Consider the following 23,348-nt stretch of genomic DNA (forward strand, 5'->3'; position numbering starts at 1 on the left):
GTCGCCCTGGTCGTGTCACGTGGTTGGGCCGTTCGATCACCGGGGCGGACGAGAGGGCGGCCGCGACCGGACCGGCCGCGTCGCGGTCTGGTGCCGGGTGCTCCGGCGTGCACCGGTTCGCGCGAACCGGACCCACCGCCGGGGTGGTGCACCGTTCGCGCGCCGTGTGCGGCTCGCCGCCGGTGATCCCGATTTCGCCCTAGTTCCGGTCGGTTCCGCCTGCGGCGTCGGCCCGGGCGGGCGAGTGGAACCGGTGCGCGGTCAACACGTTGCCCGCCCGCTGCTCTGCGTTGGGAAGCATCACCACTCCTGACTCGTGTACCCCATCGTTGACGTGGGTTTCGCGGCAGCGGGCGGAGACACCGTTGAACTCGACGCCAAGTGCCGGGCGCACCCGGCGCGAGTCCACGGGCTGTTGCTCGCGCTGAGCCACAGGAGCAGTGCACCGCGCCTGCCGGGACCGGGGAAGTCGCACGAATCATGACTTGACAACACCGGGCGCGGAGTGCGCGGGTTGGTCGCGCGCGGCGGGCACGGATCGGGATCGGATAGGGAACGCGCGTGTGAAGACTGCTGCGGTGTACCCACCCTCGGCACCGCAGAGGAGGTTCACCGGTGACGAAGCCGATCAGTCCGCTCGCATCCGGACCGCAGGACGGGGATCACCGATGGTGTACCGTGGCCTTCGTCGTACGACACCCGTTGGCGCGAGCCGGTGCGGTCTGGGCCGCGACCACGGAGGACCGGTTCCGGGTGGTCGAGTCGGTCGAGTCATTGGACTCGCTGACCGCTGCCGAGCCCGCCGACCTGACCGTCGTCGGGATCGACTCACTGGGTGAGCCGCCGTGCGCGGCGAAGGTCCGCGCGTTGACCGACGTCAGCAGGGTAGTGCTGCTGGCCTCCTCGGACAATCCCGCGACACGCGCGCTCGCGGCCGACGCGGGCGTCCACCGAGTGGTCGAGCACGACGCGGAGATCTCGCAGCTCATCACCGCCATGCGCCAGCTCGCCGCGGAGGTCAGGGCAGGCCGCGAGCCCCGCTACACGCCCCCCGGCCTGCGCGCTTCGCTCAGCCGCCGCGAGATCGAGACCATGCGGCACATCGGGGACGGGCTGACCTACCGGCAGGTCGCCCGCCGAATGGGGTTGTCCGAGGCCACGGTCGGTACGTACGCCCGCCGGATCCGGGAGAAGCTGAACGCTGCCACCAAGGTCGAGATGGTGATCAACGCGATGGAGTTCGGTTACGTCTCCAGGCCGAACACCCCACGGGTGCGGTGGCGTTCTCAGCAGAGCGGGGAACAAGTAGGGGCTTGATCCCCGCCGGCCCACCACCTGGGACCAGCGGAATCGGTCTCCGCGTGGATGCCCCCTCACGGTGTTCGCGCGCGTCCAGGAGCGATGAACGCCTCGTTCGCGCCCCTGGACGCGCGCGAGGCGTCGACGAGGGCATCACGCCAAGGGTGATTCCCGCTCCGGCGCTTCTGCCGCACCGCCCTACCCGCGGTCCTCGCCGACGAGCCGGATGTGCGGCTGTCCGGTGGCCGTGAGGGCCGGTGTGGAACCACAACGCCATCGCGGGGTTGTTCTTCGCCACCGCGCTGCGTCGAGGGCTGGTGCGACACCCGCCGCGGCCACTCCCGCGGCCACTCCAGCGCCTGCTGCCTCAGCCCGGCCGCCTCAGCCCGGCCGCCTCAGCCCGGCCGCCTGCCGGACAACCCGACACCACCCGGTCGCCTGATCGCGCTCACTGCGCGACGGCGGGATCGGTACCCGCATTCGATCCGCGCAGCGGACGACCGCCCGCTGCGCGGATCGCGGAGATCGGGTCACCCGGCGACGCGCGCGCGCTCCACCGGGACCAACCACTCCTCGTGCGAGTCGACCACGCCGCGAACCACGTCGTGGTAGGCCGCCTCCAGCTGCCGGGTCACCGGTCCGGCCTGGCCGGTGCCGATCGGGAAACCGTCCACCTCGACCGCGGGCAGGATCTCCGCGGCCGTTCCGACCAGGAAGATCTCGTCGGCGAGGTACAGCTCCGTGCGGTCGATCCGGCGCGTCTGCGTGGGGATGCCCGCTTCCTCGGCCAGTTGCAGCACGGTGCGCCTGGTGATGCTGTCGAGCACGCCGCTGGACAGGTCCGGGGTGGCCACCACGCCGTCCTTGATCACCGCGATGCAGGCCCCCGAGCTCTCGGTCACCTCGCCGTTGCCGTTGGTGAAGATCGGCCAATCCGCACCACGTCGGCGGGCGTCTATGGTGCCGAGCCTGCCGTTGTGGTAATTCGCGAACACCTTCATCGTGGCCGGGGACGCGTTGGTGTTGAACCGCGGCCACGAGCTGACCGCGAGCGTGCAGGTGCGCCCCCGGCCCAGCTTGCTCTCGAAGTCCCAGCTGTCGATCACGATCTCGGCCGGTGTGCCCGCGGGCACCATCTGCTCGCGGTGCAGCCCCGCGGCGAATCCCCACGGCCGGACGTAGACGTCGCGGCCGGGCTCGCTGACCCGCCGCAGCAGCTCCACCGCGGCGGCGACGAGCTCGTCGGCGTCGAACGGCGGCGCCAGCCAGCTCAGCCGCAGCGAGTCGAGCATCCGCTGCATGTGATCGCGGAACCGGAATCCCAGCAGCTGACCGCGCTGCGGGCTCCAGTAGGAGTGCACGCCTTCGAAGGCCGCGGACACCGAGGCGTGGCCAACGGCATTGACGTGCACGACCGCCTCGTTCCACGGGATGAACTCGCCGTTGCGCCAGATCACGCGGTCGGGCCGGTCGGCAGGCATCGTCACGGGATCTCCACCTCTCCTCGAAGTCCGGTCACAGCGCTGCTCAGGCCGTCGCCCGCAGCCGGTCGAAGTCCTCACGGGCACGGGTCAGGTGCTCCTCGTGGCGCTCGCTCCACTCGTCGAGGGCGTGCACCAGGTCGCGGAAGTTGCGGCCGAGGCTGGTCAGCTCGTACGGCACGGCGTCGGTCCGGTTGCCCCGGCGCGGGGGTGCGGTCAGCGGCCCGGTCAGGTAGCCGTCGCGCTGGAGCCGGTAGAGCGTCTCGATGAGCACCTTGTGGTTGATCCCCTCCAGGTGGCGGTGCAGCTCGTTGAACCGGCAGTACCCGGCCGAGACGGCGTTGACCACCAGCACCGACCACCGCCTGGACAGCGTGTCGAGCACCTGCGTCATCGGCTGTCCGGCGATCCTCGCGAGGGCGGGCGCCGCAGGCCTCCGGGAACCCCGCACGGCGCTCACCCCTCGTGACCGCGCCAGGTGGCGCGGCCCGCGGCCGAGGCGTTCCAGCCGGTGTCGCCGCATCCGCGTGGAACGGTGGATCGGTGTTGTGCGCTGGACAACTGCTTGCTGGCGAATTCCTTGCTGGAGAATCGCACAGAGGACACAGAAGCCTCCCGGCAGACAGGAATGGAGCCTGGTTCTTCTCACCATCAACGGACGGCCGTTTACAGGATCTTGCCGTCCGGTGGTGAAGTCCACCCCGCTCGCCGTTCAGGAACCTGTCGTTCCACTAGCTGCGCCCCCGGCGGCCTGCGCGCCCAGGTGGAACCGGACCGGCGCGGTCGGCGCCAGCGACGGCCGGTCGGCCCGGAAGGCCTCGACCGGGTAGCGGGTGCGGCCGTCCAGCACGAGGTCGGTGAGCACCCGACCGATCAGGCTCGCGAACTTGCCCGCGTGGCCCGCCCCCACGGCCACGAACACCCGCGGATGACCCGGCATCGCGTCGACGATCAGGTCCCGGTCGCGGGACAGGTCGTAGACGCACGTCTTGGCCAGCACAGCCCGCCCGTCGCAGGCGGGCAGCCGCTCCCGGAGGAACGCCCGCACCAGCGCGGTCTCCGCCGGGTCCGGTTCGTAGCCGCGGGTATCGACCGTGACGAACTTCCCGGCCATGTCCCGTGCGGCTTTCACCGCCCGCTCGCCGTAGACCGGGATGCCGTAGAACTCCTCGTCACCGTGCCAGATCCAGATCGGGAACCTCGTCGGGGCGAACTGGTCGAGGTCGTCTGCGGCGAAGTACTGGACCTGCTCCTGCGACAGGGTGATGGTGAATGGGCTGCCGAGGCGGTCGAGCACCCCGGACAACCAGCTGCCCGCGCACAGCACCAGCGACCCGGCGCTGAAATCCCCCTTGCTGGTGCGGATGTCGACCCCGGTGTCGGTCGCCTCGACGTCCCGCACGACGCACTCGCTCATGACGGTGACACCCCGGTCGACGGCCAGGTCGAGGTGCGTGCGGGTGGCGCGCCGGATGTCGATGAACCCTCCGTCGCGTTGGTACAACGCGGTTGTGCCGTCGTCGATGTTCCACTGCGGCCACTGGGCGCGCACCGCGGCGGCGTCCAGCACGTCGTACGGGATGCCGCCCGCGTCCAAGGCGTCCTGGTAGCTCCGCAACACGGTGAAACCGGGTGTGCCCTCGACGGCGAAGTCGAGGCCGCCGGTGCGGACCAGGAGCGTCCGGCCGCTGTCCTGCTCGACCTCCTCCCACGTCTGGTAGGCGGCAGGCGTCAACGCGGTGTAGATCGGGGAGTGGTAGGCGTGCCGGATTATCCGGGAGTGGTCGTCGGAGGAGCCCCGGGGGTGGCCGGGGGAGAACTGCTCGCAGACCAGGACACGGCCACCGGTGGTCCGGCTCAGCCAGTACGCGGTGGCGCTGCCCAGCGCCCCGGCGCCGACGATTATGTGGTCGTAGACGTTTTCCGCCATCACTTCTGTTCGCCATTTCCGGGACGCGCTGTGCGGATTCGCTCGGCATACAGCTCGGGTGTGAGGCCGAGCACGCGGTGCGTGCCGAGCCGGACCAGCAGGACCGGGTGCGCGCCGCGGTCGTAGAGCGCGCGGACGTCACCGGCGAGCAGCGCCGCGCGTTCCGGCTCCGTCAGCGCGAACTCGTCGAGCTGCCGCCGCGGGTCGGTGCGCAGGCGACCGCGGAATTCATCGTCGTGCGCGACGAGGTAGCAGATCCGGTTGATCTCGTAGACGGACATCGATCAGCTCCAGGCGGCGAACGCGTGGCCCTCTCCGGGGCGGTGGTCCAGGACGGACAGCGGCAGGTCGCGGGCGGCCTCGGCCATCGCGATCCAGGGCAGGAGCTCGCCGGAGACGCTGCCCGCCCGCTCGATCTGCGCGGTGGTGGCCTCGTCGGCCAGCTGGTCCAGCCTGCCCGCCGCCAGGTGCTCGGACACCCGCGCGGCCCAGCCGGGATCCGGGATGCCGTAGAGCTTTCCCCGGTCCATCCGCGGGCCGCCCACCTCGAGGGAGAAGCTGCCGCTGGCCACCACCGCGACCCGCATCGGCGGCAGGTCGGCGACGGCGTTGCGGATGGCGTCGCCGAACGCCCGGCAGCGGGCGGCGGACGGCAGCGGCCCGACCATCCCGTTGACGAACACCGGCACCACCGGCAGGCCCGCGGGGTTGAGGAAGTGCAGCGGCACCGAGATGGAGTGGTCCACGGTGCAGTGCTGCGACAGCACCGGGTCGAACTGCTGGCGCAGCAACCGCTCGTGCAGGTGCTTGCCGACCGCGCCTGCCGCGGCCAGCTCGGTCCGCTCCACCCCCGGCACCTCATCGCTGGGACCGGTCACGCTGTCGGCGGCCACCACCGCGAAGGTGGGCCACGCGTCGAGGAAGAACGTGTTGATGTGGTCGCACGTCAGCACCAGGACCACGTCGGCGTCGGCTTCGGCGAGCACCCCGGACACCGCTGCGTAGCGCGCGGCGATGTCGCGGCCTTGCTCGCTGTCGCCGCGGGCCAGCGCCGGGAAGACCGGGGTGTGCGGCACGCCCGCGGCCGCTACCAGTTCGGCCACCGCGCCCCCTCAGCCCACGGCCACGGCCGCAGGCCGCGCCTGCCCCGCGCCCACCCGGTACAGCTCGTCCAGCAGCAGCAGGGTCTCCAGACCGGCCCGGCCGCTGGCGGCCATCGGCTTCCCGGTGCGGATCGACTCGCAGAAGTCGACTGCCTGGGCGCGGTGGGAGATGCCGTAGTAATCGATCCCGGACGGCTCCTCCCGCACGGCGCGGGCCCGCTGGAGCTCGACCTCGCGCAGCAGCTGCTCGCCGCCCTCGGCGAAGTGCAGCGTGCCGGGGTGGTCGAGGTCGAACACGACCGTGCCCCCGGTGCCGACGAGGGTGATCCGGCTGCGCCACGCCACCACGCTCGCGACCGTCACGGAGAAGGTCACCAGCGCGCCCGAGGGACTGCGCAGCAGTGCGGCGAAGGTGTCCTCGGTCTCCATCGCCTCCCGCAGGCACGTCGTGCCCGCCGCGGCGCTGACGACGTCCAGCCCGTCGCACAACCAGCGCGTCACGTCCAAGCCGTGGTAGCCCTGGTTGACCAGCGCGGAGCCGCCCTCGCCCGCCCAGCTGCCCCGCCAGTAGCTGTCCTGGTAGTAGGCCGGGGTGCGGCCGCACTGCAGCACGGTGTTCACCGACACCAGCCTGCCGAGCAGCCCGTCGCGCAGCCACCGGCGAGCGGCCACGACCAGCGGGTCGTACCGGTGCTGGGAGACCACGGACAGCACCAGGCCTGCGCTCTCGGCGAGCGCGACCAGCTCCTGACCCTCCGCCGCGGTCATCGCCAGCGGCTTCTCCACCAGCACGTGCTTGCCCGCCCGCAGCGCGGCCGCGGCCAGTTCGGCGTGCTGGGCGTGGTCGACGGTGATGGACACGCTGTCCACCGAGTCGTCGGCCAGCACTTCGCGGTAATCGTCGGTCACCTTGACGGCTCCACCGACTCCCGCCAGTTCGGCGGCGTGTTCCGGGGTGCGGTCGCACGCCCATTTAACAGTTACCCCCGGAATCACTGAGAAAGCGTCCAGGTGATTCGGTGCGACGCGGCCGCAGCCGATGATGGCGTGGGTGGTGTTTCGCGCCATGATTCCGTCCCCACATGGTTTTCGGTCCGGGCTGTGGTTGGCCAGGCCGAGCTTAGTGTCATTCGCCGGAAAGGGCACCGAGGTACTTGCAGGTACGTGCCACGTACTTCGAAGTACATACTTGTCGGTCTCGTTCCGGCGATTCCAGAATGACCACATCCGCCCGCCGATGGCGAAGGGAGTGCCCGGTGTCCCCGGCCGTGGACAATGAATCCGCAGATCACGTCGACGCCGATGTGGCGTCGTTCGCGGCGAGTGCCAGGGCGCGCGTGCTGCGACTGGCCGCCCGCAAACCGCTGCACGTCGGATCGGCGCTGTCGGTCATCGACCTGCTCGCCGTGCTGTACACGACGGTGCTGCGGAGGCGTCCGGACGACCCGTGGTGGTCCGGGCGTGACCGCCTGGTGCTCAGCAAGGGGCACGGAGCGTACGGCTTGTACGCCGTGCTCGCCGAGCTGGGTGTGCTGGACGACTGCCTGGACGGTCTGCCGGGCCACCCCTCGGACGGCATCCCCGGGGTAGAGGCCGCCACCGGCGCCCTCGGCCACGGGCTGTCGATCGGCTGCGGGATGGCGCTGGGTCTGCGCCGCGCGGGCCGCGACCAGCGGGTCTTCGTGGTCACCGGCGACGGTGAGCTCGACGAGGGCAGCAACTGGGAGGCCGCGCAGTTCGCCGCGCACCACCAGTTGGACAACCTGGTGGCCGTCGTGGACCGCAACGGCCTGCAGCAGGAGGGGCGCACCGAGCAGGTGCTCGGCCTGGAGCCGCTGGCCGACAAGTGGCGCGCGTTCGGCTGGGCGGTGTCCGTTGTGAACGGGCACGACCCCGCTGCCGTGCGCACCGCCGTCACCGGTCTGATCGACCGCCGGGGACCGGGGGTGCTGATCGCCGACACGGTCAAGGGCAAGGGCGTGTCCTTCATGGAGGGCCAGCCGTCCTGGCACATGGGGCAGCTCACCGAGGAGCAGCTGGACGCCGCGCTGGCCGAGTTGTTCGCCGGGCAGGAGGCGTCCCTGTCATGAGCGGGACGACGATGCGCGCGGCATGCGCGCCACTGATCGAGGAGTCGGTTCGCCGCTGCGCGGACGTGATGACGCTGGGCGCGGACGGCCACGCGCTGTTCGCACCGGTGCTGCGGACCCGGCCGGACCGGTTCGTGGAAGTCGGCATCGCCGAGGCGAACCTGGTCGGGATCGCCGCGGGACTGGCCCGCACCGGCTGGCGCCCGGTGGTCGGCGCCATGGCGCCGTTCCTGGTCCGGCGTGCCTACGAGCAGCTGCGGGTGGACGTCTCGATCCCACGCCTGCCCGTCGTGCTGCTGGGCGTCGGTGGTGGGCTGAGCTACGGCGCGCTCGGCCCGACCCACCACACCGTCGACGATGTCGCCCTGATGTCGGCGCTGCCGTCGATGGACATCTACTGCCCGGCTGACGCGGCCGACGCGGCGGCGGTGCTGCGGCACTGCCTGCCGCCTGCCGCGCCGACGTACGTCCGGCTCACCGCGCGTCAGGACCCGCAGGTGTTCAGCGCCGACACCGTCGGCGACCCGCGCGAGGTCCGACTGCTGCGCGACGGCCGGGACGTGCTCGTGCTGGCCACCGGACGCTGTGCCGCCGAAGCGCTCGCGGCCGCGGACGAGTGCGCCGACCGGGGGGTGGACGTCGCCGTGGGCGTGGTGACGTGCCTGCGGCCGTTCCCCGACGCGCAGGTGGCCGCGCTGGCCCAGCGCTGGCCGCTGATCGTCACCGCGGCGGAGGCGCTCCGGTTCGGCGGGTTGGGAGCCAGGGTGGCCGCCGCGGTCGCCGACCACCCGGTCCGGCTGGTCCAGCTCGCGGTCGACCACCGCCACCCGCCGGTGGCGGCGCACGAGGAGCTGCTCGGGTTCTACGGCCTCGACCGCACCGCGATCGCGGCCGCGGTCGCCACGTTGCTTGTGGAAGGGTGATCATGAGGATCTTGTCCAGCGCCCAGCCATGCGGCTACGGGCCTGTGTCCAAACTGGTCGCCGTCGCGGCCGCGCTCGGCCCCGGTCGCCTCGACTTCGTCGGCACCGGTGTCTCACTGGACTTCGCCCGACGCCACCAGGGGCACTTCAACCAGGTGCGGCCCGGCGACACCGCCGACGAGCGGTCGGTCGCCCCGCACCTCGCCACGACCGACCTGGTGATCAGCGTGATGGACGCCGAACTGGTGTTCTGGGCCGTCCGAGCAGGCCGCCCGGTGCTGTTCTTCGACAGCCTGCTCGGCTTCTGGGCCACGTCCCGCACCCCGGCCCAGCTGGCGGAGGTGGCCGAGGTGGTGCGCGACCGCGACCCCGCCGCCGCCCGGTCCGCGTTCGACGGGCTGAGCCCGCACGAGCGGATCCTGGTGGCGCACCTGCTGGCGGACAGGTCGTTCGCCCAGAACTTCCCCGGCGTGCCCGCGCGGATCGCCGAACTGGCCGAGGTGGGCGCCGACCACATCCAGCTGACCGGTCCGATCATCGACAACGCCGCCGTGCGGTCCGCGCTCGCCGCCGCACCGCCGGAGGACCCGGCGGACCTGTTGGTGAACCTGGGCGGCTTCAAGAACTTCTACCTCGACTACGACTCGCACAACGCCTACTTGGACGTGCTGCGGCGCTGGGTGCTCGACCTCGCCGGGAGCACCGGGGACCTCGAGCACGTGATCGTCTGCTGCGGCGGGTTCAGCAGGCCGGAGACCGTGCGGGTGGGCCGCACCAGGGTCGACTTCACCTGTCTGCCCCACCAGGAGTTCCTGCGGCAGATGGCGTTCGCCCCGCTGTACGCCGTGCCGCCGAGCCTCACCTCGCTGCACGAAGCCGTCCTGGTGCGGCGGATGCCGTGGCTACTGCCGGAACAGCACTACGGCCACATCGTCAACCGCCGCATGCTGGCGGGCACCGCGGTCGCCCGGCACGCGGCGAGCATGCGGCGGCTGGGCCCGCAGTTCCAGGTGCCGGAGGACGACTTCGACGGCACCAGGGAGCTGGACCGGCTGACCCGCCTGCTGGCCGGGGACGAGAAGGCCTACCAGGGGCTGCGCTCCCACCTGGACGACAGCCTGGCCGCCTACCGCGCACTGGACCCGGAGCGGCGCGCGGCCGCGGTGGACGAGCTGGTGCCGTTGCTGGACGGGCCGCCGCTGACCGAACTGCTCGCCGATGTGGACACCGTCGCGCTGGCCTCGGCAGGTGACCGGTGAACAGGACTACGTCGCCCACGGTGGACACCCTGGCGCCGGAGGCCGTCGACGTCGAGGACATCGCCTGGCGCGTGCTGCGCGCACACCTGCGCAGCACCGGGGCCCTGGCACCCGACGAGGCGGCTGTGAACGTGCACACCTGGATCCCGGCGGGTGCCCGCAAAGTCCGACGCCGGATGTTCATCCAGGTGGACGTGCACGGCGTGCCGGTCGGCGTGGCCAAGGTACCGCTGTCCGAGCACGACCCCAAGCTGGCCTTCGAGTTCGATGTGCTCCGCCGGCTGGCCCCCGGCTTCCCGCTGGCGCACCCGCAACCCCTGGAGCGCGTCGGCGCCGGGTTCTGCATGACCCACCTCGCCGGGCTGGACCTGCCCGCGGTGCCGGGCCTCGCGTCCGGACCGCAGGAGTTCTGGCGGGTGCTGCGCCCGGTCGTGGACACCGTCGCCGCGCTGCACCTGGCCCAGGACGAGGCGGGCACGGCCATGAGCCCCGAGCAGGCCGCGGCCCAGTACGTCCGCAGGCCCTTGTTCGGCGTGGAGCACGCCGACCGCGCCCTGCGGCGGGCGCGGCTCGGTCCGACGCACGGCGACCTCGGCCCGTGGAACGTCCGCTACGACCCGGAGCACGCAGCCGTGCGGATACTGGACTTCGAGGACTACCGCCCAGTGGGCGTGACCGGCATGGACGTGCTGAACCTGCTGGTGACGTGCGCGCTGGTGGTGTTCCCGGACTACCGCGAGCGCGGCTTCGACTGGCTCTACGAGCAGGTCTTCAACGGCGACCACTGGTTCCCGGCCGCGCTGGCCACCGGGATCAGGCACTACGCGGCCGCCACCGGGCAGAGCGCGGCGGCCGTCTGCGACCTCACACCGCTGATGTGCCAGTGGTTGATCGAGCGGATCACCGCCGAGGGGCGGGACACCACCGGCATGTTCTACCGAACCTTCGCCGACCGGTACCTCAGCAGCCGGCCGACCTGGGTGGGGAGCCTCGATGACTGAGAACGACAAGCGGCACGTCAACAGCGACCGCAGTGGACGGAGCCGGTCCACGGCTCCGGTCACCTCCGCGGATGCCACCGCCCCGGCGGCCGGGCCTCCCGCGACCGACCTCGTGGTGATCGGCGGGGGGCCTGCCGGGTTGTTCGCCGCGCTGACCGCGGCGCGGGCGGGCCTTCGGGCCACCGTGCTGGAGGCGGGCGGGGACATGGGGCAGAGCTTGTGCCCGCGGGTCGTCGCGCGTCTGAAGGGCCGGACCGTGCGGGAGGCGGAGAAGTTCCGGCTCCAGTGCCCGCGGTGCGACTGCCTGACCGGGCTGGGCGGCGCTGCGTTCCACTTCGACACCAACCTCGGCTACATCGCCGCGCTGACCCGCTCGAAGATCGAGGCGGCCGGGGACGGCACCACGCGGTCCTACAGCGGCCTGGAACGCGCGCTCGGCTCGTTCGACCGCGCTCAGGACCTGATCGCCGAGGTCTACCGGACCATGTTCGCCCTGGGGCTGCCCGAGGCGGGTGCCGCGCACCAGCAGGACGGTTCCGAACTGCAGCTCGAGTGCGGCGTTTTCGAGCACGTCGACACCGCGCAGTCGCAGAGCGTGACGGTGGACGTCGCGCTGGACGTCATCGCCAACCTGTGCGCCGAGTTGGCGGACGCGGGCAGCCAGGTGCTGTTGCGGCACCGCGCGACCGAGGTGCTCCGCCAGGAGGACGGGACCTTCCTGGTCCGGGCGCAGAGCGCGGACGGGTTGGTCGAACTGCACGCACCGGCCGTGGTGGTCGCCACCGGCAAGCTGGGCCTGCCCTGGGTGCAGGAGGTCATCCGGGCCAACGGCGTCCGGCACCGGCCCGCCCGGCGGGTGGACGTCGGGGTGCGCCTGGAGACCTCCCAGCAGGACATGGCGCCGCTGCTGGACAGCTGCCACAACCCGAAGCTGTCTTTCCTCAACGACCGCGGCGAGGCGGTCCGCACCTTCTGCGTGTGCGGCGGCGGCCGGGTGATGCAGTACTCGTTCCTCGGCGCGGTCGCGCTCGACGGGCAGCACTGCCTCAACCAGCCGACCAGCCGCTCCAACATGGGCATCCTGACCACGGTGGACGTCCCGGAGGGCGAGGACGGCACCGACTACGCCCGCCGGTTCGCCACCAGGGTGGCCGAGTACGGCGGCGGGCGGCCCGTGGTGTGCACGGTGGACGAGCTGCGGGGCGCCGCTGCCGCCGGGGAGCCTTCCACCAGCCTGATCGACTACCGGCACGGGAACCTGCGCGACTGCCTGCCCGAGTCGGTGGTCCGGGACGTGCTGGAGATGGTGGACCGGCTCAACGCGCTGCACCCCGGTCTGGTCCCCGGCACCGCCACTGTGGCGGCACCCGTGGTGGAGCGGCTCTTCCCGGACCTCGAGCTGTCCGGTGACATGGAGTCCTCCGTGCCGGGCCTGTACTTCGTGGGCGACTCGTCGTCCAAGATCATCGGGATCACCTACGGCGCCGCGACCGGCATCGCCGCGGCGCGCTCGGTGGCCGCCCGGCTCGCCCCCGCGCTGACGGGAGGCGGGCGGTGACCCTCGACCTGCCTCGTGATCGCCGCGCCCAGCCGGTCCGGCTCACCGGGTTCGAGCTGCCCGCCGCGCCCGGCAGCGGCACCGGCCTGCTGGTCGCCCTGATGGCGGTGGTCCAGAGCCGGTACGGCACCTCGTGGGAGACCTGGGGCGTCGAGGACGGCAGGACCGTCCGGTACGAGACCGACCCGAGCCTGCCCGGCGCGACTTTCGCCGCGCTGGCGCAGCAGCCGCCCCGGACGTGGCCGGGCGCACCGGGAGATGATCCACGACCGTGGATCGCGGTGCTGCCCGAGCGGTCCGAGTCGGTACCCGCGGCCCTCGGCGGCACGATGTGGGCGGTGTCCCACTGCGGAGCGGAGCTGCGCGTCTGGTACGACCAGGCCACGCTCGCGGAACCCACCGCACGGCGGATGGCCGAGCACCTGGCCCTGCTGCTGGGGATCGCGGCCGAGACGCCGGATGCCGCCGTGCAGTCCTGCGAGCTGCTCACCGCGGCTGAACGCGACCTCCTCCGCAGCTGGAACCCGCCCAAGCCGGACTACCCGAAAGCGACGTTGCACCAGTTGTTCCGCGAGCAGGCGGCGCGCAGCCCGGAACGCCCGGCGCTGCGGTTCGGCGACACCGAGCTGACCTACCGCGAGCTGGACGAGCTGTCCGAGGTGGTCGCCCACCGGGTGCGGCCGTCGCTGACCGGCACGGGCGGCCTGGTCGTGCTGTCCGGTGAGCGCAGCCTCGAGCTGTTCACCTCGATTCTCGGGGTGCTCAAGGCAGGCGCGGGCTTCGTCTACCTCGACCCAGCCCTGCCCGCACCCCGAGCCGAGGCGCTGCTGCGGCTCACCGCCCCCGATGCCACGCTGCGCACGTCGTCCGGTCACCCGCTCACCGACCGCCCGGACGCGATCGCCGTCGAGCGGATCATCGCCGAGGCGACCGGTCCGGTGCCGCCGCTCGACGAGATCGCGCACGACGGCAGCACCGCGTACGTCATCTTCACCTCCGGCACGACCGGTGAGCCCAAGGGAGTGGTGCGCCCGCACCGCCTGCACACCTCGCGGATACACCTGGAACAGCGGATGTACGGCATGGGGCAGGCTGATCGGCACCTGCTGAAGTCGCCGATCAGCTTCCGGGAGTTCCTGTGGCCGCTGGCCAGCGGTGGCACGGCGGTGATCGCCCAGCCCGGCCTCGACCGGGACGACCGCTACCTGGCGGACCTGATCGACCGGGAGGGCATCACCACCGTCAGCTTCGTGCCGTCCATGTTGCGGCTGCTGGTCGAGCAGCCCGCGTTCCGGAGCGCTTCGGCGCTGCGCCACGTCTTCGTCGGTGGCGAGCCGCTGGCGGCGGACCTGGAGGCCCGCATCCGCGAGTGCGGCTACCAGGTCCACAACACCTACACGCTCACCGAAGCGGACTACGTCTGCCACCGGCGGGGACCGGTCGAGGGACCGGTGGGCAGCGACGTGCGCACGGTGGTGGGCCGAGCCCTGGACATGCACGTGTACTTGTGCGACCCGGCGGGGCACCTGGTGCCGCCGGGGGCTGTCGGCGAGATCCGCACGGGCGGACCCGGCCTCGCGGACGGCTACCTCGGCAGGCCGGATCTCACCGCGGAGCGCTTCGTGCCCAACACGGTCGACCCGGACGGGCCGCCCGTGCTGTTCCGCACGGGGGACCTGGCCCGGCACCGGGCCGACGGTCAGCTGGAGTACGTGGGGCGCGCCGACGCCCAGGTGAAGGTGCGCGGCCAGCGGGTCGAGCCCGCCGAGGTGGAGATCGTGCTGCGCACCCACCCAGCCGTGGCCAACGCCGCGGTGACCGGCGTCGCCGATCCGGACCAGGGCGCTCTGCTGGTCGCGTACGTCGTCCCGCGCGGCAGCGAGCCGTCGGCGGGTGAACTGCGCGAGTTCGTGCGGCAGCGGCTGCCCGAGTTCATGGTGCCCAGCTACATCGCGTTCGTCCCGGCGCTGCCGTTGCAACCCAGCGGGAAGGTCGACCGCGCCAAGCTCAACGCCCCGGCCAGGACCCGCCCGGACACCGGCGTGCCCTTCGAGCCACCGGCCACGCCCGCCGAGCAGCGGCTGGCCGGACTGGTGGCAGGCGTGCTCGGGCTCGACGAGGTGGGCATGGACGACGACTTCTTCGCGCTCGGCGGCGACTCGCTGCGGCTGATGTTGCTGCGCGGAGCCGTGGAGTCCGCGACCGGCGCCGAGATCGACCTCGCCGAGGTGCTCGCCGCGGCCACTCCGCGCGGCCTGGTGCAGCTGGTGCACGGTGACCCCACCGCCGCTGACGTCCGCCCGGAGCACAGCCCGGACCGGCGGTCCGCGCTGCTGCGCCGCCGCACCGAGCTGGGCAGGCGGCGCACGGGGGTCACCTCCGGTGGAGAGGGGGACAGGTGAGCTCCGACGAGCTGGCCGTCGCGATCGTCGGCATGGCGGTGCGCCTGCCCGGCTGCGACGACCTGGACCAGTACTGGGACGGCCTGGTGGCGGGCCGCAGCTGGATCACCCGGCGAGGCCGGGTCGAGGGCGAGTTCGTCCCGGCCTACGGCGCACTGGCAGGCGCGGGGCGGTTCGACCCGACGCGGTTCGGCATGTCCGAGGCCGAAGCCCTGCTGGTCGACCCCCAGCAGCGCATCCTGCTCCAGCTCACGGACGAAGCGCTGGCCATGGCCAACGTCGATCCCGGCCAGGGCCGCTCGGTGAGCGTCTACGCGGGGGCCGGGCGCAACGACTACGAGCGCTGGGTGGGCACCGCGCTGGCCGGGCGTCCCGGCGTCGACGAGATGGCGCTGGAGGTGGCCAACGGGCGGGACTACGCGGCGACCCGCATCTCCTACCGGCTGGGCATGACCGGCGCCGCCGTCAACGTCCAGTCGGCGTGCTCGTCGGCGTTGGTCGCGGTGCACCTGGCGTGCCAGGACCTGCTCGGGTACGCCTCCGACGTCGCAGTCGCGGCGACGGCCGCGGTGCGCGTGCCCTCGCCTCGCGGCTACGCCGCACCCAGCGGCGGGATCGGTTCGCCGGACGGCGTCTGCAGGCCGTTCGACGCCGGGGCCAACGGGACCGTGCCCGGTGACGGAGCCGGTGCCGTGGTGCTCAAGCGGCTCGCGGACGCGACGGCCGACGGCGACGAGATCCTGGCGGTCATCCGCGGCTCGGCGGTGAACAACGACGGCAGCGCCAAGTCCGGCTTCGCAGGCGTCAACTCCCGTGCCCAGCGGGACGTCGTGCGCGCCGCCTTGGACGTCGCGGGCGTCACCCCGGAGGAGATCGACTTCGTCGAGGCGCACGGCAGCGGCACCCGGCTGGGTGACGCGGCCGAGTGGGCCTCGCTGGCGGAGGTGTTCGCCGACGCCGGACACCCGGTCCGGGTCGGCGCGGTCAAGGCGAACGTGGGCCACCTGCGGGAGGCGGCGGGCATGGCCGCGCTCGCCAAGGTGATCCTGTGCCTGCGCCACGGGCGGTTCGTGCCCACCCCGAACTTCCAAGCGCTGCCCGCCGACCTGGCCCGGCACTCCGGCGTGCTGACGCCGAGCGCGGACGAGCGGGAGTGGGACGCCCGTCCGGACGGCGTGCGGCTGGCGGGCGTCAGTTCTTTCGGGCTCGGTGGCACCAACTGCCACCTGGTCGTCCAGTCGGCGCCGCCACCCGCGCCGGGGGGCGGGGGGCGTTCCGGGCTGCTGCTGGTGTCCAGCCACAGCCAGGAGACGCTGGAGCAGGACACCGAGGCGCTGCGGCAGGCGGTCGAGGACCAGCCTGATCGGGTCGGTGACATCGCGTTCACCACCCAGACGGGCAGGCGCAGGCTGCGCCACCGCCGCTTCGTCGTCGTGGGGGAGGGCGAGGCGTTCGCGGCCGAGCGGTTGCGCGTGCAGACGGCGACGACCACCGGCGCCACCCCGCGAGTCGGGTTCCTGCTGCCGGGGATCGGCAGCCACTACCGAGGCATGGGCGCGGGACTGGCCGCGAACATGCCGGTGTTCGCCAAGCACCTGGACGCGGTGCTCGACATCGCCGACCGGCTGACCGGGGGAACGGTCCGCGCGCAGTTCACCGAACCCGCGCCCGCCACCACCGGCGCCGACCGGATCGACATGCGGGCGTTGCTGCGCAAGCGGGACGCGCCGGTGGACCCCGGCCAGCGGCTGCGAGAGCTGCACCTCGGCCTGTTCTGCTTCGAGCACGCGCTGGCCAGTACCGTGATGGAGCTGGGCGTGCGACCCGCTGTGCTGGTCGGGCACAGCCTGGGGGAGTGGGTCGCCTCGGTGCTGTCCGGCGTGCTCGGCGTCGAGGATGCCATGGCGGCGGTGGCCCGTCGCGCGGAGCTGATCACGCTCGCCGGGCCCGGTCGGATGCTCGCCGTGCTGGCCCCGGTGGACGAGGTCGAGCGGTTCGTCGGCGACGACGTCTGGGTGGCCGCGGACAACGGGCCCATGCACTGCGTGCTCTCCGGCCGCCCCGAGGGCGTGGCCAGGATCGAGCAGGTGCTGCGGCGCGAGGGCCTGACCGTGCTCGACCTGGGCACCTCCCACCCGTTTCACACCCCGCAGCTGGACGGCGCGGCCGAGCGCCTCGGCGACGACCTGCGGGACGTCCCGCTGGGACCGCCGCGGATTCCGCTGGCGTCCAGCGTGCTGGGGCAGTGGCTGGACCGCGTGCCGGCCCCGGAGTACTGGCGTCACCACATGACCAGCAGGGTGCGCTTCCGCTCGGCCGTCCGGCTGGCCCTGGAGCACGTGCGGGTGCTGGTGGAGATCGGCCCCGGCACCACCCGCCCGTGGGTGGTGCAGGCGGACCCGGACGTGGCCTGCGTCAAGACGGTGCGGCAATCCTACGAGCAGGTGCCCGACGAGCAGATCCTGATGGAGGCGCTGGGCCAGCTGTGGCTGCACGGCGTGGAAGCGGACTGGGCGAAGCTGCACGAGCCGCGCCCCGCCCGCGTCCGGCTGCCCCGGCCGCGCACGGCACCCCGGCGCTTCCTGCCCGACGCACCGCCCCCACCCGGCCCGACCTCCGTCCCGCAGGGCCTGACCGGTGCCGTCGCTCCCGCCGCGATCGACCCGGCGGAGCAGGCGGTGGCCGCGGCTCCCGCGACGTCGACCCAGCCGCCACCGGGAGCGGCTGAGGAGTGGATCGGGCGGGTGCCGGGCGCCGAGGTGCTGGCCGACCACCTGGGGGCCCAGTGGCGGGCGTTGCTGGGGCTCCGCGAGCTGCACCCCGACGACCACTTCTTCCACCTCGGTGGGGACTCGCTGATGGGAGTGCACCTGATCGCGGGAATCCGGCGGCTGAGCGGCAAGGAGGTGCCGTCGTCGGTGGTGTTCGCGTCGGCCCGCTTCGGCGAGATGGTCGAGCACGTCCACCGGTGGCTGACCGAGGAGGAGGGAGTGGAAACCGATGTCTGACCACGACGGGCGGACGCCGATCCGGTCGGTCGGCGTCGTCGGTGCCGGTGTGATCGGCGCCAGCGTCGCGCACGCCGTCGCGCAGAGCACGGGGTTGCCGGTGGTCCTGGTGGACAGCGATCCGGATGCTCTGCGCACGGCTGCCGACAGCGTGCGCCGCCAGCAGCGGCTCTCGCTGCTGACCGGCAAGGGGAGCCGCGCCGCGGCACTGGACCTGAAGTCGACCACGAACGTCGACGAGCTGTCCGATGTGGACGTGGTGGTGGAGAACATCACCGAGTCGCAGGTGGCGAAATCCCGGCTGTACAAGGACCTGGATCGGGTGCTGCGGCCGGGAGTGCCGATCGCGGCGAACACATCGGCGATCCCGATCGCCGTGCTGGCCGAGCCGCTGACCGATCCCAGCCGGGTGGTCGGCGTGCACTTCATGAACCCGGTCTCGCAGATCGCGACCGTGGAAGTGGTCCGGGCGCAGCGCAGCTCGGACGAGGCGATGCGCGCCGTGACCGACCTGCTGCGGCTGATGGGCAAGTCGTGGGTCGAGATCAACGACGCCGCCGGGTTCGTCATCAACCGCGTGCTGATGGTCGCGGTGAACCTGGCCGCCGCGGTCGTGGCCGAGGGCGTGGCCACGCCCAACCAGGTCGACGCGCTGTTCACCGGCTGCCTCGGGCACGCCACTGGTCCGCTGCGCACCGCCGACCTGATCGGGCTCGACACGGTCGTCCACACCCTCGACGTGTTGCACCACCACTACGCGACCGCGGAGTACGTCGCACACCCCGCGCTGCGCGAGCGAGTGGCCCGTGGCGAGCTCGGGTGCAAGAGCGGCCGAGGTTTCTTCTCGTACGGAAGGAGTTGAGCGGTGTCCGGCACGAAGCAGGTTGTCAGCTACGACGAGGTGCACCAGCAGGTACGCGAATACGTGCTCGGCCTGGTGGGGGTGTCAGAGCTGGACGGTGACCGCGAGCTGATCACCGAGCACGTGGTCGACTCGGTCGCCGCCATCCAGATGGTCGACTTCGTGGAGCGGACCTTCGGCATCGAGGTCGAGGACGAGGACCTGGAGCTGGCCAACTTCAACACCGTCAACGGCTTGACCCGCCTGGTCGCAGAGAAGCTCCGGCTGTCATGAGCGCCTCGGTCGTCGACGTGCTGAAGTGGTTGCGGCACGGAGACTTCCCCGACCGCGCCGACCACTGGGAACAGGCGGGCGCGGTAGACGCCCAGGGCGTCCGGGAGGCCGCGGACGCCGGGCTGCTGGGCCTGACCGTGCCCCGGCGCTACGGCGGTGACGGGTGGTCCCTGCCGGAGGTGGTCGAGGTGCACCGCACGATGGCGGGCTTCTCGCCCAGCCTGCAGAGCCTGCTCGTGGTGCACAGCATGGTGTGCCAGGCGGTGCTGCGCTGGGGGCGGTCCGATCTGCGCGAGCTGGTGCTGCCGGAACTGGCTGCCGGGACCAAGATCGCCGCGTTCGCGCTCACCGAAGCCGAGTCCGGCAGCGACATCCGATCGCTGCGCACCACCCTGGCCGAACGTGACGGCGAGATCCTCGTCACCGGCCGCAAGAGGTGGATCAGCTTCGGCGAGCTGGCAGACGTCTTCCTGGTCTTCGGCATGAGCGACGGCGGCGGGAGCTGCGCGCTGGTCCCGGCGGGCGCGGGCCAGCGGGTCAGCCCGGAGCCGCCGACGACCGGGCTGCGCGCCTCCCGGCTGGCCGATATCGAGTTCGACGCCACACCGACCTCCGCGAACCTCGCCGTGGGTCGTCCGGGGTTCGGAGTGCCGCACGTGGCCACCTCGTGCTTGACGCTGGGTCGCGTGCTGGTGGCCGCGGCGGCGGTCGGAGTCGCCCAGGCGGCCGTGGAGCTGGCCACCGCGCACGCCGCGCAGCGCCAGGTCGGTGGCGTCGCCCTCGGCGACCGCCAGCTGGTGCGCGGCCTGCTGGCCGAGGCGTCGATCCTCGCCGAAGCGGCGTGGGCGATGGTCCGCGCCGCCGCCGAGCGCGTCGAGGAGCGCGACCCGGAGGCGGCCACCGCCGCGGGCCGGGCCAAGGTGCTGGCCGCTCGCGCCGTCTCGGTCGCCACCGATCACGCCTCCCGCGTGCTCGGCGCCGCGGGACTGGCCGAGGGACACCGGCTGACCCGACTCAGCCAGGCGGCCCGCACCTACCAGGTGATCGAAGGTCCGAACGAGGTGCTGCTCGACCTCGTCGGCGCGGACCTGCTGCGCCGCGAGGCGGCCACCCGACAAGGAGGTGACCGGTGAGCGAGCCGGTGAAGTGCGTGGTCTGGGACCTGGACGACACCCTGTGGGAGGGCACCCTCGTCGAGGGCGACCGGGTCGTGGTCCCCGACCGGCACCGCGAGTTCGTCCGGCTGCTGGACCAGCGCGGCGTGCTGCAGTCCGTGGCCAGCCGCAACGATCCGGAGCCGACGCTGGCCGAGCTGGCCAGGCAGGGCCTCGCCGAGTACTTCCTGCACCCGCAGGTGGGCTGGCAGGCCAAGTCCGAGTCGCTGCGGCTGATCGCCAAGCAACTCAACATCGCCACCGCGAGCCTGCTGTTCGTCGACGACTCCGACTTCGAGCGGGCCGAGGTCGCCAGCGCGCTGCCCGAGGTCCGGTGCGTGTCCCCGGCGCGGTTCGCGGAGTTGCTGGAAGGTGGTGACGTGCTGCCCGCCGCGGTCACGCCCGAGGCCGCCCAGCGCAGGCAGCTCTACCTCGCCGAGCAGCGCCGCGGCGTGGAGCAGGCGAACTTCACCGGCCCTGCCGAGGAGTTCCTGCGCTCGCTGCGCATGCGGCTGACCGTGCGGGACGCCACCGCGCAGGACCTGGCCAGGGCAGCCGAGCTGACCCAGCGCACGCACCAGCTCAACACCACCGGTCTGACGTTCGGCGAGCGGGAGCTGGCCGAACTGGCCGAGGACCCCGGCCACCGCGTACTGGTGGCCACGCTGACGGACCGGTTCGGCGGCTACGGCACGATCGGGCTCGCCGTGGTGGCCACCAGTGGTCCGATGTGGACCATCCGGCTGCTGCTGATGTCCTGCCGGGTGATGGGCCGCAACATCGGCACCGCGTTCGTCGGGGTGGTCGTGGGCCTGGCACGGGCCAGGGGCGCCGGTGTGCGCGCGCACTTCCGGCCCACCGACCGCAACCGCCAGATGCGGATGACGTACCGGTTCCTCGGCTTCACCCCGGTGGCGACGCAGGACGACCTCGTGGTGTTCGAACTGCCCGGCTCGGTGGACCTCCAGGTGCCGGACTACGTGCACCTGGACGTGCCCGCCGACCTCGGAGAGCTCTTGTTGACCACTGCCAACGCATCGGAGGAGATCAGGTGAAGGCGTTTACCGACAGCTGGGTGGACAAGTTCGCGACCGTGTACGCCGACAGCCCGCTGGCCGAGCTGTCCTGGTTCACCGCGTCACCCGGCATCGAGCTGATCAAGCTGGTCATCGACGGCGTGATCCGGCGCGGTGACCGGGTGGTCGACCTGGGCTCGGGCCCCGGCGTCGACGCCGTCTTCCTGGCCGCCCAGGGCATGGACGTCACCGGCGTGGACCTGTCCGAGCAAGCCGTGGAGCGGGCCAGGGCCTGGGCAGATCTGGCAGGCGTGTCCGCGCGGTTCATCCAGGGCGACGCGCTGGATGTGCCGCTGCCCTCGCACCAGGCTGACGTCGTCACGGACTCCTTCGTGTTCCACAACATGCGCGACGAGGCCCGGCCCGTCTACGCCGCCGAGGTGCACCGGCTGCTGCGGCCCGGCGGGTTGTTCGTGCTGAACTCGTTCTCCGACCACATGGTGGAGGGCACCGGCCCGCGCCGGGTCACCAGCGCGGAGATCCTCGCCACGTTCGACTCCAACCGGTTCGAGTGCGTCGAACTGCGGCTGTACCGCAACCTGCCGACCGCGACCAAGCCGAACCAGGTGCACTGGATCGGCCAGTTCCGGGCGCGGTGATGGCAGGCAGGTTCGCGGGCAGGCGGGTGGTGGTCACCGGCGGCGGGCGCGGGATCGGCCGAGCGGTCGCCCTCGCCTTCGCCGCCGAGGGCGCGGACGTCGCCGTGCTGGCGAGGACCAAGGAGCAAGTCGACGCCGTGGCCGCGGAGATGGCGCCGTTGGGCGGTCGTTACGTCGCGGTGAGCTGCGACGTCGGCGACGCCGAGCAGGTGGCCGCCGCGGATCGGCAGGTGACCGAGGCGTTCGGCGGGGTCGACGTCCTGGTCAACGCCGCAGGCGTGTTCACCATGGGCCCGTCCGCGGATTTCCCGGCCGACCAGGTGAACGAACTGCTGACGACGAACGTCGCGGGCACGCTGCGGTGCTGCCAGGTCTTCGGCAGGCATATGCTCGCCGCGGGCGCGGGGAAGATCGTGAACTTCGGCTCGCTGCTGTCGTTCACCGCGTTCCCCGAGCGCGCCGCGTACGCCGCGAGCAAAGCCGGGGTGGTCCAGCTGACCAGGGTGCTGGGCGTGGAGTGGGCGGCAGCCGGGGTCAACGTCAACGGCGTGGCCCCGGGGATGATCCGGATCGAGACCCCGCACCCGGCCGCGTTGGCGGAGGACGACATCGTCGCGCGCATCCCGGCGGGCAGGCGCGGGGCGCCCGCCGACATCACCGGACCGGTGCTGTTCCTGGCCTCCGCGGACGCGGACTACGTCAACGGCCAGACCATCGTGGTGGACGGAGGGTGGCTCAGCTATGGATACCTCTAGCCCCAGGTACGCGCTCTGCGTCTTCTGCGGCTTCTCGACCGGCAACTCGCCCCGCTACCAGCAGGTCGCCACCGAGCTGGGCCAGCTGCTCGCCGACCGGCGCCACCAGCTGGTGTACGGCGCGGGCGGAGTCGGGCTGATGGGCGCGGTGGCGCGCGGCGCGGCCGACCGCGGCGGGGAGATCCTCGGCGTGATCCCGCACTTCCTGCGCTCCAGGGAGGCAGGCCACCACCTGCCGCCGCAGACGGTCGTGCTCACCGATGACCTGCTGGACCGCAAGCGGATCATGATCGAGCGCGCGGACGCGTTCATCGCCCTGCCCGGCGGCTACGGGACTCTGGACGAGGTGCTGGAAGTGGTCTCGATGACCGCGCTCGGCCTCGACGTGGGGCCGCTGGTGCTGGTCGACGTCGCCAACGACTGGGCCACCCTGCGCGACCTCGTCCGCGACCTGCTCGGCCGCGGTTTCGCCCGGCGGCACGACCTCTTCCACGTCGTGGGCTCCGCGGAGGAGGCGCTGGACGCGGTGGAGTCGCTGCTGGCCCCGGCTGTCGCCGTGAACAGCGTGGGATGAG

The 23,348-nt window shown here is 72.4% G+C and carries 21 protein-coding genes; 15 read left to right on the plus strand and 6 right to left on the minus strand.

Features of this window, described 5'->3' with window-relative positions; translation table 11 throughout:
* Nucleotides 1–678: 678 nt before the first annotated feature.
* Nucleotides 679–1,317, plus strand: a complete 639-nt coding sequence (locus JOF41_RS38210) for a response regulator transcription factor (protein ID WP_189226441.1) — start codon at nt 679–681, stop codon at nt 1,315–1,317.
* A 512-nt stretch (nt 1,318–1,829) separates the two neighbouring features.
* On the opposite strand, the gene JOF41_RS10765 is transcribed toward JOF41_RS38210, so the two are convergent.
* From JOF41_RS10765 to JOF41_RS10790, 6 genes are all read right to left on the minus strand, one after another.
* A complete protein-coding gene (locus tag JOF41_RS10765) occupies nt 1,830–2,780 on the minus strand; it encodes an aminotransferase class IV (protein WP_229796185.1) in 951 nt (316 codons plus the stop codon).
* Nucleotides 2,781–2,826: 46 nt separating this feature from the next.
* Nucleotides 2,827–3,174, minus strand: coding sequence for a winged helix-turn-helix transcriptional regulator (locus JOF41_RS10770; RefSeq protein WP_189226439.1), 348 nt, complete (start codon nt 3,172–3,174; stop codon nt 2,827–2,829).
* A 318-nt stretch (nt 3,175–3,492) separates the two neighbouring features.
* On the minus strand, nt 3,493–4,710 hold the full coding sequence (gene solA / locus JOF41_RS10775; RefSeq protein ID WP_189226438.1) for an N-methyl-L-tryptophan oxidase: 1,218 nt from the start codon (nt 4,708–4,710) through the stop codon (nt 3,493–3,495).
* Nucleotides 4,710–4,991, minus strand: a complete 282-nt coding sequence (locus tag JOF41_RS10780; protein WP_189226437.1) for a hypothetical protein — start codon at nt 4,989–4,991, stop codon at nt 4,710–4,712. The genes solA and JOF41_RS10780 overlap by 1 nt, the downstream gene beginning before the upstream one ends.
* A 3-nt stretch (nt 4,992–4,994) precedes the next feature.
* Complete coding sequence (locus JOF41_RS10785; RefSeq protein WP_189226436.1) at nt 4,995–5,813, minus strand: DODA-type extradiol aromatic ring-opening family dioxygenase; 819 nt, start codon at nt 5,811–5,813, stop codon at nt 4,995–4,997.
* A gap of 9 nt (nt 5,814–5,822) precedes the next feature.
* Complete coding sequence (locus JOF41_RS10790; RefSeq protein ID WP_307867366.1) at nt 5,823–7,040, minus strand: Gfo/Idh/MocA family protein; 1,218 nt, start codon at nt 7,038–7,040, stop codon at nt 5,823–5,825.
* A gap of 29 nt (nt 7,041–7,069) precedes the next feature.
* On the opposite strand from JOF41_RS10790, the gene JOF41_RS10795 reads away from it, so the two are divergent.
* Genes JOF41_RS10795 through JOF41_RS10860 form a run of 14 tightly spaced genes read left to right on the plus strand, consistent with a single transcriptional unit; the run spans nt 7,070 to nt 23,347 of the window.
* Nucleotides 7,070–7,903: a transketolase gene (locus JOF41_RS10795; RefSeq protein ID WP_209618233.1), complete on the plus strand. Its 834-nt coding sequence runs from the start codon at nt 7,070–7,072 to the stop codon at nt 7,901–7,903.
* Nucleotides 7,900–8,826, plus strand: a complete 927-nt coding sequence (locus JOF41_RS10800) for a transketolase family protein (protein ID WP_189226433.1) — start codon at nt 7,900–7,902, stop codon at nt 8,824–8,826. The genes JOF41_RS10795 and JOF41_RS10800 overlap by 4 nt, the downstream gene beginning before the upstream one ends.
* A 2-nt stretch (nt 8,827–8,828) precedes the next feature.
* Complete coding sequence (locus JOF41_RS10805; RefSeq protein WP_189226432.1) at nt 8,829–10,085, plus strand: hypothetical protein; 1,257 nt, start codon at nt 8,829–8,831, stop codon at nt 10,083–10,085.
* Nucleotides 10,082–11,086, plus strand: a complete 1,005-nt coding sequence (locus JOF41_RS10810; RefSeq protein ID WP_189226431.1) for a phosphotransferase family protein — start codon at nt 10,082–10,084, stop codon at nt 11,084–11,086. Before JOF41_RS10805 ends, JOF41_RS10810 begins: the two co-directional genes overlap by 4 nt.
* Nucleotides 11,079–12,644, plus strand: coding sequence for an FAD-dependent oxidoreductase (locus JOF41_RS10815; protein WP_189226430.1), 1,566 nt, complete (start codon nt 11,079–11,081; stop codon nt 12,642–12,644). The genes JOF41_RS10810 and JOF41_RS10815 overlap by 8 nt, the downstream gene beginning before the upstream one ends.
* Nucleotides 12,641–15,046 carry an amino acid adenylation domain-containing protein gene (locus tag JOF41_RS10820; RefSeq protein WP_209618236.1) on the plus strand — a complete coding sequence of 802 codons (2,406 nt, stop codon included), beginning with the start codon at nt 12,641–12,643 and terminating at the stop codon, nt 15,044–15,046. Before JOF41_RS10815 ends, JOF41_RS10820 begins: the two co-directional genes overlap by 4 nt.
* Nucleotides 15,043–18,054: a type I polyketide synthase gene (locus tag JOF41_RS10825; protein ID WP_209618240.1), complete on the plus strand. Its 3,012-nt coding sequence runs from the start codon at nt 15,043–15,045 to the stop codon at nt 18,052–18,054. Before JOF41_RS10820 ends, JOF41_RS10825 begins: the two co-directional genes overlap by 4 nt.
* Entirely contained in the window at nt 18,047–18,916 is an 870-nt protein-coding gene (locus JOF41_RS10830) for a 3-hydroxyacyl-CoA dehydrogenase family protein (protein WP_209618243.1), read from the plus strand. Before JOF41_RS10825 ends, JOF41_RS10830 begins: the two co-directional genes overlap by 8 nt.
* Before the next feature lie 3 nt (nt 18,917–18,919).
* Nucleotides 18,920–19,189 (plus strand): acyl carrier protein, encoded by a 270-nt coding sequence (locus tag JOF41_RS10835; RefSeq protein ID WP_189226426.1) that lies wholly within the window; start codon nt 18,920–18,922, stop codon nt 19,187–19,189.
* Nucleotides 19,186–20,322 carry an acyl-CoA dehydrogenase family protein gene (locus JOF41_RS10840; protein ID WP_189226425.1) on the plus strand — a complete coding sequence of 379 codons (1,137 nt, stop codon included), beginning with the start codon at nt 19,186–19,188 and terminating at the stop codon, nt 20,320–20,322. The genes JOF41_RS10835 and JOF41_RS10840 overlap by 4 nt, the downstream gene beginning before the upstream one ends.
* On the plus strand, nt 20,319–21,398 hold the full coding sequence (locus tag JOF41_RS10845) for an HAD-IIIC family phosphatase (protein WP_209618247.1): 1,080 nt from the start codon (nt 20,319–20,321) through the stop codon (nt 21,396–21,398). Before JOF41_RS10840 ends, JOF41_RS10845 begins: the two co-directional genes overlap by 4 nt.
* Complete coding sequence (locus tag JOF41_RS10850; protein ID WP_189226423.1) at nt 21,395–22,018, plus strand: class I SAM-dependent methyltransferase; 624 nt, start codon at nt 21,395–21,397, stop codon at nt 22,016–22,018. The genes JOF41_RS10845 and JOF41_RS10850 overlap by 4 nt, the downstream gene beginning before the upstream one ends.
* Nucleotides 22,018–22,773: an SDR family NAD(P)-dependent oxidoreductase gene (locus JOF41_RS10855; protein ID WP_189226422.1), complete on the plus strand. Its 756-nt coding sequence runs from the start codon at nt 22,018–22,020 to the stop codon at nt 22,771–22,773. Before JOF41_RS10850 ends, JOF41_RS10855 begins: the two co-directional genes overlap by 1 nt.
* Complete coding sequence (locus JOF41_RS10860; RefSeq protein WP_189226421.1) at nt 22,760–23,347, plus strand: LOG family protein; 588 nt, start codon at nt 22,760–22,762, stop codon at nt 23,345–23,347. Before JOF41_RS10855 ends, JOF41_RS10860 begins: the two co-directional genes overlap by 14 nt.
* Nucleotide 23,348: the final 1 nt, after the last annotated feature.

The organism is Saccharothrix coeruleofusca, assembly GCF_017876325.1.
Lineage (GTDB): Bacteria > Actinomycetota > Actinomycetes > Mycobacteriales > Pseudonocardiaceae > Actinosynnema > Actinosynnema coeruleofuscum.